The 14,267-nt window shown below is 52.1% G+C and carries 10 protein-coding genes and 1 pseudogene; 3 read left to right on the plus strand and 8 right to left on the minus strand.

Annotated elements, in window-relative coordinates:
- Window positions 1-131: 131 nt before the first annotated feature.
- Window positions 132-860, minus strand: coding sequence for a hypothetical protein (locus ACT3RT_RS03470; protein ID WP_496202500.1), 729 nt, complete (start codon window positions 858-860; stop codon window positions 132-134).
- A 434-nt stretch (window positions 861-1,294) separates the two neighbouring features.
- Here ACT3RT_RS03470 and ACT3RT_RS03475 point away from each other — a divergent pair, with 434 nt between their 5' ends.
- On the plus strand, window positions 1,295-7,276 hold the full coding sequence (locus ACT3RT_RS03475) for an alpha-2-macroglobulin family protein (RefSeq protein WP_496202501.1): 5,982 nt from the start codon (window positions 1,295-1,297) through the stop codon (window positions 7,274-7,276).
- 3 nt (window positions 7,277-7,279) lie between these two features.
- Window positions 7,280-9,637, plus strand: a complete 2,358-nt coding sequence (gene pbpC, locus ACT3RT_RS03480; protein WP_496202502.1) for a penicillin-binding protein 1C — start codon at window positions 7,280-7,282, stop codon at window positions 9,635-9,637.
- Window positions 9,638-9,733: 96 nt separating this feature from the next.
- On the opposite strand, the gene ACT3RT_RS03485 is transcribed toward pbpC, so the two are convergent.
- From ACT3RT_RS03485 to ACT3RT_RS03500, 4 genes and pseudogenes are all read right to left on the minus strand, one after another.
- Window positions 9,734-10,522 (minus strand): hypothetical protein, encoded by a 789-nt coding sequence (locus ACT3RT_RS03485; RefSeq protein ID WP_496202503.1) that lies wholly within the window; start codon window positions 10,520-10,522, stop codon window positions 9,734-9,736.
- Between the two features lie 139 nt (window positions 10,523-10,661).
- Window positions 10,662-11,225 (minus strand): hypothetical protein, encoded by a 564-nt coding sequence (locus ACT3RT_RS03490; RefSeq protein WP_496199863.1) that lies wholly within the window; start codon window positions 11,223-11,225, stop codon window positions 10,662-10,664.
- Between the two features lie 233 nt (window positions 11,226-11,458).
- Window positions 11,459-12,046, minus strand: a complete 588-nt coding sequence (locus ACT3RT_RS03495) for an Ail/Lom family outer membrane beta-barrel protein (RefSeq protein WP_496199862.1) — start codon at window positions 12,044-12,046, stop codon at window positions 11,459-11,461.
- A 269-nt stretch (window positions 12,047-12,315) separates the two neighbouring features.
- A pseudogene (locus tag ACT3RT_RS03500) lies at window positions 12,316-12,564 on the minus strand (VENN motif pre-toxin domain-containing protein); the annotation flags it as partial.
- Between the two features lie 30 nt (window positions 12,565-12,594).
- Here ACT3RT_RS03500 and ACT3RT_RS03505 point away from each other — a divergent pair.
- Complete coding sequence (locus ACT3RT_RS03505; RefSeq protein ID WP_496202504.1) at window positions 12,595-12,798, plus strand: SymE family type I addiction module toxin; 204 nt, start codon at window positions 12,595-12,597, stop codon at window positions 12,796-12,798.
- A gap of 121 nt (window positions 12,799-12,919) precedes the next feature.
- Here ACT3RT_RS03505 and ACT3RT_RS03510 read toward each other — a convergent pair whose 3' ends face one another.
- From ACT3RT_RS03510 to ACT3RT_RS03520, 3 genes are read right to left on the minus strand one after another with little or no spacing between them, the layout of a single operon-like run.
- Window positions 12,920-13,270 carry a hypothetical protein gene (locus ACT3RT_RS03510; RefSeq protein WP_496202505.1) on the minus strand — a complete coding sequence of 117 codons (351 nt, stop codon included), beginning with the start codon at window positions 13,268-13,270 and terminating at the stop codon, window positions 12,920-12,922.
- Window positions 13,270-14,022: a hypothetical protein gene (locus ACT3RT_RS03515; protein ID WP_496202506.1), complete on the minus strand. Its 753-nt coding sequence runs from the start codon at window positions 14,020-14,022 to the stop codon at window positions 13,270-13,272. The genes ACT3RT_RS03510 and ACT3RT_RS03515 overlap by 1 nt, the downstream gene beginning before the upstream one ends.
- A 48-nt stretch (window positions 14,023-14,070) precedes the next feature.
- Window positions 14,071-14,262 (minus strand): DUF4926 domain-containing protein, encoded by a 192-nt coding sequence (locus ACT3RT_RS03520; RefSeq protein ID WP_496202507.1) that lies wholly within the window; start codon window positions 14,260-14,262, stop codon window positions 14,071-14,073.
- Window positions 14,263-14,267 lie beyond the last annotated feature (5 nt).

Consider the following 14,267-nt stretch of genomic DNA (forward strand, 5'->3'; position numbering starts at 1 on the left):
TTGTTGAATTCCGTCAGGTAGGCGCTTTTGTCCAGATTGCCAGACTCCAGCTGGGTGATCAGCCAGTCGTTATAGGTTTTAAGCCCTGCCGCCGAGGTGACGTTAAAACTGTTACTTTTGCCATCCAGCGTCTACACGTTGAACGCGCCGTTATAGGTGATCAGGTTAGTGACGGCAAACTGGCGCGGCACGGTGGGGTCCGCCGCCGAGCCGGTAAAGGTGATGCGGTTGTTGGAGTTCCAATTCAGGGTGGAATCACCGCCGTTGGTGCCGTCGACGTTAAACAGCGTGCTCTGCTTGGCCGCCATGCTCCAGCCGTTCGAACTGGCGGTCGAAGAGGAAGCCGCCTGCCCGATATTCACATTTAAGGTGCCGCCATCATTGACGTCAGCAACGCGAGCATTGATGTACTGGTTGTCGCCGACATTCACAATATCGGAAATGGCAGTGTTGTTATCAATCTTAGGTAAAGCCGCCAGACTCGCCGGATTGTAGACCTGAAAAGTGGTATTGCCACCGGTGGTAGGGTCAGGAATGGTGATGCCGAAATTTTGCGGCCCTATATCCAGCCGGTCGGCATTAATAAAGGTATTGCCGTTAACCACTAGATTTTTATTTAACAGAGCACCAAGCGTCGTGCTAACCGCGCCATCATCGCCGGTCTGAAAACGCTGGTTTCCCGTGAGATCGAGCGTCGTGCCGCTGGCGATCACCCGCCCCGCCAGTTGGTCATTGTCGACGGGGGTATAAGGCTCTAACGCCACGGCCGTAGCGGGATGCGGAAAAAGTAAAGCAGACGGGAAAGACAGAACAGAAAGGACAGCAAGCGCCACTTTCGACAACGGCGGTCTACGATTCATAAGGGCTCCCAGAGGTGTATTAAAAGGTGGTAACTCATCCGTGAGGCTAGCTATAAGCACTAAAAATTTACCTTTGGTTAGCCAAATTATTTGCACAACAACTCACCAAAGGTATTTGGAAGGATTTTTATTGATAAATTTAAGTTAAAGAAACGTATAGATTAGGTAAGAAAAATGTGCAAAAAATGCCATTGAAAATGGTGTTAATTCGAGAGGTAGGTAGGGTTTCAAAGTCAAAGACGAGAAAAAATGTTCGATATTGACCTGTCATTTCGAGAGAGTTTTATTCGCTATTTCCCTTGCTTTTACTTACCATTCCTTACAAATGTGGTGTGCCCTCCTGCCAGCCCGATAGCCTGAGTTTTTTAATCGCCTTGGCCTGTCGCCGCGCGCAGTGATACCGATCCTTAGCTTGTGGAAAAAAGGTTCAAATAATGGATTTATTACGGTTTTTACTCCGTCTGCCCTTCACTTTACTTAAAGGTGTTTGCTGGCTATTGGCCAAAATTGTTTGGCTGGTGGGGCTGGTGCTGCGCCCGCTGATTGGCAATATTCAGTGGCGCTCCCCTGCATGGGTGGCGGGCGTGAAGAAAGGTTTCCTCGCTACGGAAAAGGGGGTGGATAGCCATCCAAAATCAGTCGCCGCCGGAGTTTTGCTGCTGGTGTTGCTGGCTGTCGGAGGTTTTTACGGCTATCACGCCTGGCTCAACCGCCCTCAACCCATTGAACCTGCCCCTATGGTTTATCAACAAACCACGGTGCGCGTCGCCGGGCCGGAGCGGGTGAACTACAACGCGCAGAACCGTCCGCCGCAGGAGATCATTCTCTATTTCAGCCATGCCGCTGCGCCTATCACATTGGTGGGGAAAGCCGTCGAGCAAGGCGTAAGCCTGTCGCCAGCCGTTGCAGGCCAATGGGTATGGCGCAATGCCGCAACGCTGGTCTTCACCCCGAAAGCCGCGCTGCCTATGGGTTCGGCGTATAAAATCAAGCTCGACGCCGACAAGCTGCTGGCGCCGCAAATCAAAATTAAACAGACCGAGTACAGCGCCAACGCGCCCTCATTCGACTATCAGCTAGGTCAGGCCGAGTACTACCAAGATCCGCAGGATGCCCAGAAGCGCAGCGCGATTTTCCGCGTGCAGTTCAACGCGCCGGTGGACGTGGCGAGTTTCGAAAAACGCATCTCATTGGGTTTGATTGAAGGCAAAGGGACGCCGGAGAAAAAGCTCAACTTCTCACTGGTGTATGACGAGAAAAAGCTCAATGCCTGGGTCCACTCTGAACCGTTGAAAGCCTTAGAGCACGGCGGATCGGTGCACGTGGCCATTGATAGCGGCGTGAAGGCCAGCGTGGCCTCGCAGCCGACGGCGGGCAAGAAGGATGACTGGGTTACTGTGCCGAGCCTGTATAGCCTCAGCGTGGCCGACGTGGCCGCCACCGTGGTGAACTCCGACGACAACCAAGGCAGCCGCGCGCTGGTGGTCGCTCTCAGCGATGGCGTTAAAGACAAAGAGATCGGTGCCGCGGTCAAAGCCTGGCTGCTGCCGCAAAAGAACCCGAAATACGGCGATGATGACCAGGATGCTATCTACCCGTGGTCGATGTCCGACATCGATACTGGCATCATCAACCAATCTGCGCCGGTCAAGCTGGCGTTAAACGACGCCGAGCAGGAGTATCAGCCGCAGTTCAGCTTCACTTTTGACGCCCCGGCCCATCGCTACTTGCTGGTGGAAATCAATAACGCGCTGACCTCATTCGGCGGCTACAAGATGCCGGAGAAGCAGTATCGCGTGGTGGCGGTGCCGGACTACCCGACCTCGCTGAGTTTTATGTCGCAAGGCTCGCTGCTGTCGATGAACGGCGAGAAGCAAATCAGCGTGGCGGCGCGCAACGTGCCGGGCCTCAAGCTGGATATCAAACGGGTTATTCCAAGCCAGTTGCAGCACATCGTCTCCTTCAAAAGCAGTCAATACTCCTCGGCGGAGTTCAACCGTCTGGGCGATGAATACTTTACCGAGCACTTTGAATACACCCACGCGGTGGACAACCAGAAGCCGGGCGAAGTGAGCTATCAAGGCATCGACCTGTCGCGCTATCTGTCAGACAACCCGAACGCCCGTCGCGGCGTGTTCTTGCTGACCCTCACCCCGTGGGATCCGGCGAAAAAGGCCGAGCAGCCAGAAGAAGGCCAGCCGGAAGAAGAGTACAGCGAAGACGGCGAGAGTAGCGACGCGCAGGTGGGCGACTCCCGCTTCATGGTGATCACCGATTTGGGCATCATCAGCAAACGCTCGCAGGACAAAACCCGCGACGTGTTTGTGCAGTCAGTGCAATCCGGCCTGCCGGTCAGCGACGCCAAGGTGTCGGTCATTGGTAAGAACGGCGTGGCACTGCTCACCCAAACCACTGACGCAGAAGGCCACGCTCGCTTCCCGGCGCTGGATGTCTACAAAAATGAGCGCCAGCCGGTAATGTTCCTGGTCGAGAAGCAGGGAGACGTCTCCTTCCTGCCGACCAGCGACTACAACGATCGCGGTTTAGACCTGTCGCGCTTTGACGTCAGCGGCGAGCAAACGCCGTCTGACCCGCGCACGCTGAGCAGCTATCTGTTCTCTGACCGTGGCGTGTATCGCCCCGGCGACACCTTCAACATTGGCCTGATCACCCGCACCGCCCAGTGGGGCAATAATCTGGCGGGGGTGCCGGTTCGTGCCGAAATCCGCGACCCGCGCGACACGCTGATGAGCACTCAGCCGCTCAAACTCACCGCCAGCGGCTTCAACGAGCTGAGCTACACCACCAGCGAAAGTTCGCCAACCGGCGAGTGGAATGTCTATCTCTACCTGATTGGCAAAAATAACGACGCCACCACCCTACTCGGCCACGTGGCGGTCAATGTCAAAGAGTTCGAGCCGGACCAGCTGAAGGTCAAACTGCAATTGACGCCGGACCGCAAACAGGGCTGGGTCAAGCCGTCGGAGCTGCAAGCCAATATTGATGTGCAAAACCTGTTTGGCACCCCGGCGCAGAACCGCCGTGTGACCTCCAAACTGACTCTGCGCCCTATGTATCCGAGCTTTGACCAATACCCGGACTACCTGTTCTACGAGAATCGCACTAACAACGACGGTTTCGACACCGAGTTGCAGGAGCAAACCACCGATCTCGAGGGTAAGGCCGCGATCCCGCTGGATCTCAAAGCCTATGCTGATGCTACCTATCAGCTGCAACTGCTGTCCGAAGCTTTCACCGCCGGCAGTGGTCGCTCGGTGGCCGCCACCGCCCGCGTGCTGGTGTCGCCTTATGATTATTTAGTCGGCGTGAAGGCCGACGGCGACTTGGGTTACATCAACAAGGACGCCGAGCGCCATCTCAATCTGATTGCGATTAATCCGTCGCTGGCGAAGATTGCCCTGCCGGACCTCAGCCTGTCGCTGATTGAGCAAAAAACCGTGTCAGTGCTGACCAAGCAGGATTCGGGCGTCTATAAATATCAGTCGAAAATGCGCGAAGTGCAGCTCTCCGAGCAGCCGCTGGCGATTGCCGCCGAAGGCAGCGATTTCCGCCTGCCAACCCAGCAGCCCGGCGACTTCGTGCTGGTGGTGAAAACCGCGCAGGGTCAGGTGCTTAACCGCGTTTCTTACAGCGTGGCGGGCAATGCCAACCTTAGCCGCTCGCTGGACCGCAATGCCGAGCTGAAGCTGAAGCTTAATCAAGCCGAATACCAGCCGGGCGAAGAGATTGAAATCGCCATCAACGCGCCTTACACCGGCAGTGGCCTAATCACCATCGAAAAAGATAAAGTCTATAGCTGGCAGTGGTTTAAAAGCTCCACCACCAGTTCAGTACAGAAGATTCGCGTTCCGGCAGGCATGGAAGGGAATGGCTACATCAACGTGCAGTTCGTGCGCGATGTGAATTCCGATGAAATCTTTATTAGCCCGCTGAGCTACGGCGTGATGCCATTCAAAATCAGCACCAGCGCCCGCAAAGCCGGTTTACAACTCAGCACGCCTGAAGTGATTAAACCGGGAGAAAAACTGCCGATCACCGTCAACACCGACTCGCCGCAAAACGTGGTGGTGTTCGCGGTGGATGAAGGGATTTTGCAGGTCGCGCGCTACAAGCTGAAAGACCCGCTGGAGTTCTTCTTCCGCAAGCGCGAGCTGAGCGTCGACAGCGCGCAGATCCTCGACCTGATCCTGCCGGAGTTCAGCAAAATTATGTCGCTGACCTCCGCGCCGGGCGGCGACGCCGGTGAAGGGCTGGATCTGCACCTCAACCCGTTCAAACGCAAACGTGATAAGCCGGTGGCCTACTGGTCTGGCATCGTGCCGGTCAATGGTCAGGCGCGCTTTGACTACCCGGTGCCGGACTACTTTAACGGCAAAATCCGCGTGATGGCGATTTCGGTCACACCGGACAAAATCGGGATGGCGCAGACCAACGCCACGGTGCGCGATAACTTCATCATGACGCCAAATGTGCCTTCTATGGTGGCACCGGGCGATGAGTTTGACGTCAGCGTCGGGGTGAGCAATAACCTTGAAGGCGCGGGCGACCAGCCGGTGGATATCGCCGTTAAGCTGACCCCGCCGCCACAGCTCGAGGTGGTGGGCGATGCCCAGCAGTCGCTGTCGCTGGCCGCCAAGCGCGAAGGCAATCTGACCTTCCGCCTGCGCGCCAAGGCCGAGCTGGGGGATGCGCCACTGGTCTTCGACGCTCATTACGCCGACAAGAGCAGCCGCCGCACCATCAGCACCTCCGTGCGTCCGGCGATGCCGTTCCGCACCCAGTCGGTGATGGGCCGCATGAGTGGCAAAACCCAGAGTGTCGACAATCTGCGCAGCATGTTCGATGCCTATGCCCAGCGCGAGGCGGTAGTGTCGAACTCGCCGTTGGTGCTGACCAGCGGGCTGGCGCAGTATCTGGCGGATTATCCTTATTACTGCTCTGAGCAGATTGTCAGTCGTTCGATCCCATTGGTGCTGCAAAGCAAGTACCCGCAGCTCAAGGGCAAGCTGAGTCAGGCCGAGGTGAACAGCCAGTTGAACAACATGCTGCGCACCCTGCGTTCGCGGCAGAACAACAGCGGCGCGATTGGTCTATGGCAGGCCTCGCCGGTCGCCGATCCGTTTATCACGCCATATGTCGTGCAGTATATGCTGCTGGCAAAATCGTCCGGCTACGCCATCCCTGCCGGCATGCTGGAAGAGGCCAACAGCGCACTGCGCCAGCAGGCCGCCAGCGGCTATGAAGACTTGTACCATCTGCGCCTGCGCGCCTTTGCGGTTTACCTGCTGACGCTGCAAGGTGAAGTCACTACCAACTCGCTGGCATCGGTACAGGACAGCCTGCAAAAAGGTTACGCCACCAGCTGGCAAACTGACCTGAGCGCGCTCTATTTGGCCTCTTCTTACCGTCTGCTGAAAATGGATGACGAAGCCAATAAGCTGTTGCAGCCGAGCTGGAATGAGCTGGGCAAGGCGTATAACAGCGCCTGGTGGTCGCAGAACTACTTCGACCCACTGGTGCAGGATGCCACTCGCCTGTACCTGATCACTCGCCACTTCCCGGAAAAGGCCGCGTCGATTCCGCCGCAGGTGCTGGAGAATATGGTGAAAGCGCTGAAAGAGGAGCGTTACACCACTTACTCCTCCGCCATGAGCATTTTGGCGCTGGACAGTTACTCAAGCCAAATCGCCCAGCAGTCTAGCGTCGATGGCCTGAGCATCAGCGCCATCAGTAAAGAGAAACAGGCGCAGCCGGAGGTGATTTCAACCTTGCAAGGGCTGTTCGCCAAAGGTGATTTTAACGCCTCGGCGCGCTCGATTGAGTTCAGCAACCAGAACGACGCACCGGCCTGGTACGTGGTGACGCAGTCGGGCTACGACGTGGCCGCGCCGCAGAAAGCCATCTCTCGCGGGCTAGAAATCACCCGTGACTACACCGACGAGCACGGCAAGCCGGTGACTCAGGTGACGTTGGGCGAAAAGATTAATGTTCATCTGAAAATCCGCGCCAATGCTAAAGAAGGCCAAAGTAATCTGGCGATTGTCGATTTGCTGCCGGGCGGCTTTGAAGTGGTGCAGCAAGCCGCGCCAGAGCCGGAAAACGAAGCCGAGAATGGCGACGGCGAGGCGCAGGCCGACAACGTTTGGCGCTCGCCAATCGCCGCCGACGGCTCAACCTGGCAGCCGGACTACAGCGACGTGCGCGATGATCGGGTGATTATCTATGGCAGCGCCAGCACCGAGGTGCAGGAGTTTGTCTATCAGATTAAGTCGACCAATACCGGTAGCTTCGTCATTCCTCCCGCCTTCGGCGAAGCCATGTACGACCGCGAAGTTCAGGCGCTGTCGGTAGGTTCGGGGAATATCGTGGTGGTTCCGGCGGATGCTAAAAAGTAACGCATGACTCAGACTTTTAGCCTAAAACGTCTCCTACAAAACGGCCTTATGGCCGTTTTTTTGCTGGCTATCTTCTTCATCGGCTGCCGCCTGTGGCCTCATCCGCCGCTGTCCCACGGCTTGCCTTTTTCCAGCACTTACTACGACCGCAACGGCACCCTGCTGCGCATCACCCTCGCCAATGACGAGCGATATCGCACTTGGACGCCGCTGGAGCAGATTTCCCCGCGCGTGATTCAGGGCATTCAATTGCATGAAGACCGTTGGTTCTACTTTCATCCCGGCTTCAACCCTGCCAGCCTGCTGCGCGGCTTCTGGCGTAGTTATATTCTTGGCGGCAAGCAGCAAGGCGGCTCGACGCTGACCATGCAGTTGGCGCGCATGCGCTGGCATCTCAACACCCGCACGCCGTCCGGCAAGCTTTGGCAAATTGTCCGCGCGGTGCAGCTCGAGCTGAGTTATTCCAAACACGACATTCTCGAGGCTTATCTCAACTACGCGCCTTATGGGCGGAACATTGAGAGTATTGGCGCGGCCAGCCTGATTTACTTCAACAAGCCGGCGGCCGATCTTAACCTGCCGGAAGCCATGACGCTGGCGGTTTTGCCGCAGTCGCCGAGTTATCGCATTGATACCAAAACCGGCGTGCTCGGCGAGGCGCTGAATCAGGCGCGTAATCGCCTGTTTGCCCGCTGGCAGCGGCGTTATGACACTGACAGCAGCCAGAGCGCGCTGTTTCAACTGCCGCTAAGCCTGCGCCAGCCGGAGCAGATGCCTTATATCGCGCCGCACTTCATCGAGCAGATTCGCCAAGAGCATCCGCCACTGCAAGGCACCCAAAGCCGGGTTGATACCGAGCTGGACGCCGGGCTGCAAAAGCTGGTCGAGCGGCAGGTGGACGCCTTCATCACCCGCAACGCCAGCCGTGGGATCCACAACGCCGCCGCGCTGCTGGTCGATACGCGCGATATGGGCGTGCGGGCGCTGGTTGGCTCCGCCGACTACTACAATCGGGATATTCAGGGGCAGGTTAACGGCACCAAGGCCAAACGCTCGCCCGGCTCGACACTCAAACCCTTTATCTACGCGCTGGGGCTGGAGCAGGGCGTGCTGCACCCGATGACCATTCTCAAAGACGTGCCCTCCTCCTTCGGTGCTTATGCGCCGGAGAACTTCGACCGACGCTTTCTCGGTCCGGTTACCGCCACCGATGCCTTAAACTTCAGCCGCAATATTCCGGCGGTGTACATCGCCTCCCAGCTCAAAAACCCGACGCTGTATCAGTTTCTGCGGCTGTCCGGCGTCGCTAATATGGCGAGTGAAAGCCACTATGGTTTGTCGTTGGTGCTCGGCGGCGGCGAAGTCACGGTGCAAGAGCTGGCGCGGCTTTACGCGCTGCTGGCTAACCGTGGGGAACTCAAACCGCTGCGGCTGCAAAAGCAGGACGCCTCCCCTGCCCCGATTCGCCTGCTGAGCAATGAAGCCAGTTTTATTACGCTGGATATGCTGCGCCAGCACCGCAGGCCGGGCGACACGCTGGCGCAAAGGCCGACCTCTCTGCCGGTGTACTGGAAAACCGGCACCTCGTGGGGATTTCGCGATGCGTGGACGGCGGGGATTTTCGGCCCCTATGTGCTGGTGGTGTGGGAGGGGAATTTCGACAGTAAAGGTAACGGAGCCTTTATCGGCGCGGATGCCGCAGCACCCCTTTTCTTCAATATTATCGACAGCGTTCAAGCCAACTACCCGACCCTACGCGAGCCAAAACATCCGTGGCCGAAACAGCTAAAACGGGTGGATATCTGCCTCGCCAGCGGCGACCTGCCGACGCCGTGGTGCCAGCAGCAGGGCAAAACCTGGTTTATTCCGGGCAAATCGCCGATTAAGGTCGATACCATTTACCGCCCGGTAGTGCTGGATATTCAAACTGGGGAAGTCGCCTGCCCGCCATATGACCCAGAGCAGACGCGCACCGAGGTGTTTGAGTTCTGGCCGTCGGACTTGGCGAACGTTTTCGCACAGGCCGGTTTACCCAAACGCACGCCGCCGAATAATAGCCGCTGCAAGAGTGACACCAATACGGTCAGCGGCTCGCCGCCGCGAATCACTTCTCCACTGCGTAACACCACTTACACCCTGCGCCAGTCGCAGCAAGGCCGCGATGCGATTGTCTTCAACGCCACCACGGACGCGGATAGCAAAACGATATATTGGTTTGTGGATGATATTTATCTCGGCAGCAGCGCCAGTAAAACCTCGCTGCAGTGGCGGCCAGAGAATAACGGCCAATATCGAATAAGGGCCGTGGATGATCACGGGCGCGGGGATTCAAGGTTGATAAAAATTGAGATTGTGAATTAGTGGGCGAGGAAGCCACTGGGTTATTCCTCCCCTTTTTAGGGAGGTTTGAATGAAAATGTATTTCCGAGAGAGGCGCAGACTGTTTAGACATTCCGGTTATTCAGTCGGACAGTCCGTTTTGTCATAAGATAAGGTCTTCTCACTCAAGCCTTGGTTATAAACATAGTCAACCGTCAAACCATATTGTTGCACCATCGGCGTAGCGCAAAAACCTTTAATAAAAATGGCTCTGTTATTTTTATCCAGCGCTGAAAAACCTACCTCATTGAAATCTATATTTTCGACGCCGCGGGTATAAATGAGTTTCTTATTATTAATCTCAACACTTTTTAAAACCGTGTAATAATCCATTCTGACTGGCAGTGATAATTTAGAGATTTCAGCCTGACTCTGCGCCTCAAACGTCGCCCAAGCCTGATCGGCACTTTTGGTTAATAAAGCCCCCATTCCAAACATCACTCCAAGAGAGACTAAAACACAAACTACGGTAGCAAGAGTCATGTGTTTACTAACTATGTTCTTAGACTTTACGTTCTGATGATGGAAGAAAGTCCCCACCACCCCGCCACAAAACATAAGAATAAACATCGTCACAATAATTGTGCTACCCGTGTTATTAGCCGATATATTTAAGGCTTTCACTAAAAGGAAAAGCAAGAGCATAGCCACCGCGCAAATACGGCTTCTACGATAAATCCCATAAGCCAAAGCAACAGCAGCAAGGGTGTAACCAATACTATAAATATTGGCTAACAACCCATGCCCAAGCCCCGACCAAAAGTAAAGCGTAAATCCCAGGTTAATAGCCGCTGACAGTATCGCCGCCCCCCAGGCATTTTTAACAAAACGATTAATGTCCTTTTCAATCTTTGCTGTATCAGTCATTGTTTTGGCCTGTGATTTTTCGTGCAAGAATCTGTGTGTTTTAAGAGTGTTAGACGGGGTAATTTTACACTCCGAAAAACATTGTTCAACCAAATCAGTCAGAAAAAAAATTTTTAAACATCACCTTTTTAAACTCATTCTAGAATGAGAAAAAACCACTTTTCTTACAAATCGTGCCAGTCCAACCTTTAATTGGATCTTTACTTGTTAAATCCTCAATTGTTACAGCAACCGGGCTATAATTATATTCGCTCAACTCAGCATGAATTTCATACTGATGATTACTTTCAGGAACAAAGTAGGTAGAGTGATGATGCATTTCGGTAGTGCCGTTATATTTTGTCTCTTGAAGAGAGTTGATAATTTTTAAGTATTGGCCTGATTTTATAATATATTCCTTTACAGACTTACCCTTAAATTTTTGAGAAGGGGTCATTCCAACTGTTTTGGTCGTTCCCACGCTGTAATCTGCCTGAGTCAGTAAGGATAAATGGAAAGTTGAAGTAAGCTTTCTTGCGTCAACCTCTTTATAGCAATCTCCCGATTTCTCATAGACTTTCAGCCCAATCGTTCCTTTATCCAATACTCTAATTTTGGCTGCATCATTCCCTGTATAATCCACAAAAGCATGGCGAGTATCGAGTTGACACCCAGACAAAAGAAAAATAGCCAAGGGACATGCATAAAAAAATCTAAAAGTCATGACTTCATCCTGTTATTTAAATAAAAACATTTCCCACTACTACATTTATATGGTTATCGGAGTCAGGTTAAATTCCTTTAGGGGCATAGCTTTTTTTACATTGTGGTTCTATATCGCTCCCACTCACAACTCCCCATCTGCTTTTTGCTATTTTTTAATAAAACATTATTATATTAAGAAATAAATAAAGAAGTGAAATATTTCACTTCTTTGTTACTTCTCCATACTAAAGATTAGAAACGATAACCCACACCCACATTAAACCCATTTACCGAATAATTATTATAACCATCATTTACTCTTGAACCTTCATATCCAACATCTACCGAGATATTAGATAATGGGTTAATCTGAATACCAGCTCCATACATAAAGTTAGCAACTTTTTTACTGCCACTACCATCATATTGATGCTCGTATTTATCACCAGGGTACGCGCCCTGATAAGCTCCCCAGCTATTGCGATAATCAACCTTACTATAATTCAGTCCGGCAAGCCCATAGACGCTTACGTACTTATTAATACGATAAACAGGTCCGACACCTAAAGAATAATATTTAATTGCAGCATAATTATCAGTCACATCTCGACCTAAACGCTCGTATGTATCCTTCGAGCCACTCATATAAGTAAATGAACCGAGAATACTTACCCGCGAGTCCCACTCATAGCGATATTTAGCATTCACACCGCGAATATTCTTGAAGTCTTGCACCTTACTTTGCGCATAGCCCAGACTGATAGTATGTGAGTCGGCCTTTGCAACGTTTGATACGCCGACAGCGGCTAAAACTACCAGAGATAATATGCCATACTTCATGTGTTATCCTTAACTAAAAATATTATAAAAAAGTAATGATTCATACCCGACATGGATTAGCAACATAGATTGGTAGTTAGTCGGAATTATAAATAAAATTGCATAATTGGATATACAATCGGTGTGAATAGTACCGGATGAACTTTTTAATTAAAACACCGATTCAACTAATTAAGGCTAATTATAAGAAATAATTTAAGCATGGATAGAATTATCCTAGCCGCAGACGAACGGCTTATTATCAATTTGATGTATGAATGCCATCAATCAATATCCGCCACCTGATTCCCTATCTCCCCAATCTTCTGCGCCTCCTGCAGGCGGCGCTGCTCTTTCTCTTTGTCGAAGATTGGCGAGAGGGTCTGGTTGGCGTGCTCGACGTCGCGGCTCAGGTCGGCGACGTTTTGCGTCTGTTTGTCCTTATCGCGGATGACTATGCTGCCGTAGGACACCGCCGATTGGGTGGTCGAGCTGTCGCTGCCTTTACCATTCACCCCCACCAGCAGGCTGTTGGTAATTCACATCGTGCCCACCATGGAGGGAGCCGTATGAACATCACCTTTAAGAGTGACTGGCTGGCCTATGCAGGGTTTGAGACGGGAACGCTGCTTGAGGTGCGTATGATGGCCGGTTGTCTGGTGCTGACCGCGCAGGAACTGCCGCCGGAAGAGCCGGAGATTATGAAGACGCTGAAGCAGGCCTGTAAGCTTCGCCCCGTAAGCAGCTACAGGTTGTGGAGTTCATTACGATGATCACCACACCGCATAAGCGGCCGCTACCGCCGGGGACTGTGGTGTGGGAAGAGCTGCCACAAAGAAGATAACGTGCTGGCTATAAAGTAAAAAATCCCGCCGGTTAAGGGCGGGATTTTCATTATTTAATAAGAGAACTATTCTTTATTTTTATATCCGGCCTTATACGTATTTCAGCCTTATTTATTGATTTATCCGTAATAGCTTCGACATAAATATAATCACCTAAATTATCATTTCTTATACTAATTGAGGTAACACCATCGATAGAACCATGTGAGATTTCTTTATCATGTAACCTCATTACGTATTGAACCCAACCTTCAACAACGCTAAACGAAAAATCAGCACTAAGCCCACATTGATTTTTTGCAGTATATAAAAAACTGACGTTATCTCGCTCAAACGAGACAGGCTCACTTTCAAAAAAAGAAAGCAACTCAATTTCATCAGGCTTATTTTCTATGAACATTATTTAGTTACTCCATTTTTCGGTATGGTTGTAATGAACCGATGAGTGCCATCTTTCATAGTTTCAAATGTACTTTCAAACATCGTAGCCTTTCCTGAAGGACCAATGAAGAAAGATTCTCTGACCTCAAAACTACCATATTGATCTGTATATTTTTTCACAATGTTATTTGGATTTTTTGTCGCCTGAGTAAAATGCTCAGCAAGAACTGCATGACCGTTAATATGATCCGCCACACCTAATCGTTTCATTTCAAGTGCAAGTTGATTTGTACGATCTAGCGTATGACTATTGCCTGTTGCCTTGCCAAAAAGATAATCAAATTTTTTCGTATCAACTACAGAATTGGCTATCGTCTGCGCTGCGGTAATCCCCGAAACTTTCTTACCCGGCAATATTATCCCCGCCAGCATCCCACCGGTAGCTTCCAGTGCTGCCTGATTTCCAGTAGATGCCAGGACTACCGTATCTTTCACCGCCGACCAGGTTTCACTCTTCATCAGCGCAGCAACGCTGTCTGCCACCGCCTGATTCTTACCGGACAGATCGCTCATCGCCTTACTACAGTAGCTATCGCCTGTGGCACACGCGGCCAGTGCCATCGCCGCATCTGCCGCGTAATTCACTCCACCTAACGCCGAGTCGCCAGTCTCCGCAAAGGCATTGATAATGCCGTTTGCAATGGAAGACGTGGTTCCTTTGCCCAGCTTATCCCTGATCTGATCCTTCAGGGATTCGGTAGCCTGCTTCACCGTTTCGCGGGCCTGATCTCCACTCAGCGAGTTATTCTCAACATATTGTTACCTTGATGATTCAATGTCGTCAGGGTAAACAGTCAAAACATCTAATGTACCGCCTTCACTATCAACGAACTCAACTTCATAACCTAAAGTAGGTTCTTGATATATCATAACAACTGCTCCGCTACATCCTTTTAGCACAGTGTCAGACAAGTCTTTTGTTGCTTTAACTACATCGTATTCTTTGATCATAAAGT

This window comes from Ewingella sp. AOP9-I1-14 (assembly GCF_052375995.1).
Lineage (GTDB): Bacteria > Pseudomonadota > Gammaproteobacteria > Enterobacterales > Enterobacteriaceae > Ewingella > Ewingella allii.

What these genes read in the sequence shown, in the direction of transcription:
- ACT3RT_RS03470 (WP_496202500.1), bottom strand. Translation starts at nt 860, where the DNA reads ATGAATCGTAGACCGCCGTTGTCGAAAGTGGCGCTTGCTGTCCTTTCT.
- ACT3RT_RS03475 (WP_496202501.1), top strand. Translation starts at nt 1,295, where the DNA reads ATGGATTTATTACGGTTTTTACTCCGTCTGCCCTTCACTTTACTTAAA.
- pbpC (WP_496202502.1), top strand. Translation starts at nt 7,280, where the DNA reads ATGACTCAGACTTTTAGCCTAAAACGTCTCCTACAAAACGGCCTTATG.
- ACT3RT_RS03485 (WP_496202503.1), bottom strand. Translation starts at nt 10,522, where the DNA reads ATGACTGATACAGCAAAGATTGAAAAGGACATTAATCGTTTTGTTAAA.
- ACT3RT_RS03490 (WP_496199863.1), bottom strand. Translation starts at nt 11,225, where the DNA reads ATGACTTTTAGATTTTTTTATGCATGTCCCTTGGCTATTTTTCTTTTG.
- ACT3RT_RS03495 (WP_496199862.1), bottom strand. Translation starts at nt 12,046, where the DNA reads ATGAAGTATGGCATATTATCTCTGGTAGTTTTAGCCGCTGTCGGCGTA.
- ACT3RT_RS03505 (WP_496202504.1), top strand. Translation starts at nt 12,595, where the DNA reads ATGAACATCACCTTTAAGAGTGACTGGCTGGCCTATGCAGGGTTTGAG.
- ACT3RT_RS03510 (WP_496202505.1), bottom strand. Translation starts at nt 13,270, where the DNA reads ATGTTCATAGAAAATAAGCCTGATGAAATTGAGTTGCTTTCTTTTTTT.
- ACT3RT_RS03520 (WP_496202507.1), bottom strand. Translation starts at nt 14,262, where the DNA reads ATGATCAAAGAATACGATGTAGTTAAAGCAACAAAAGACTTGTCTGAC.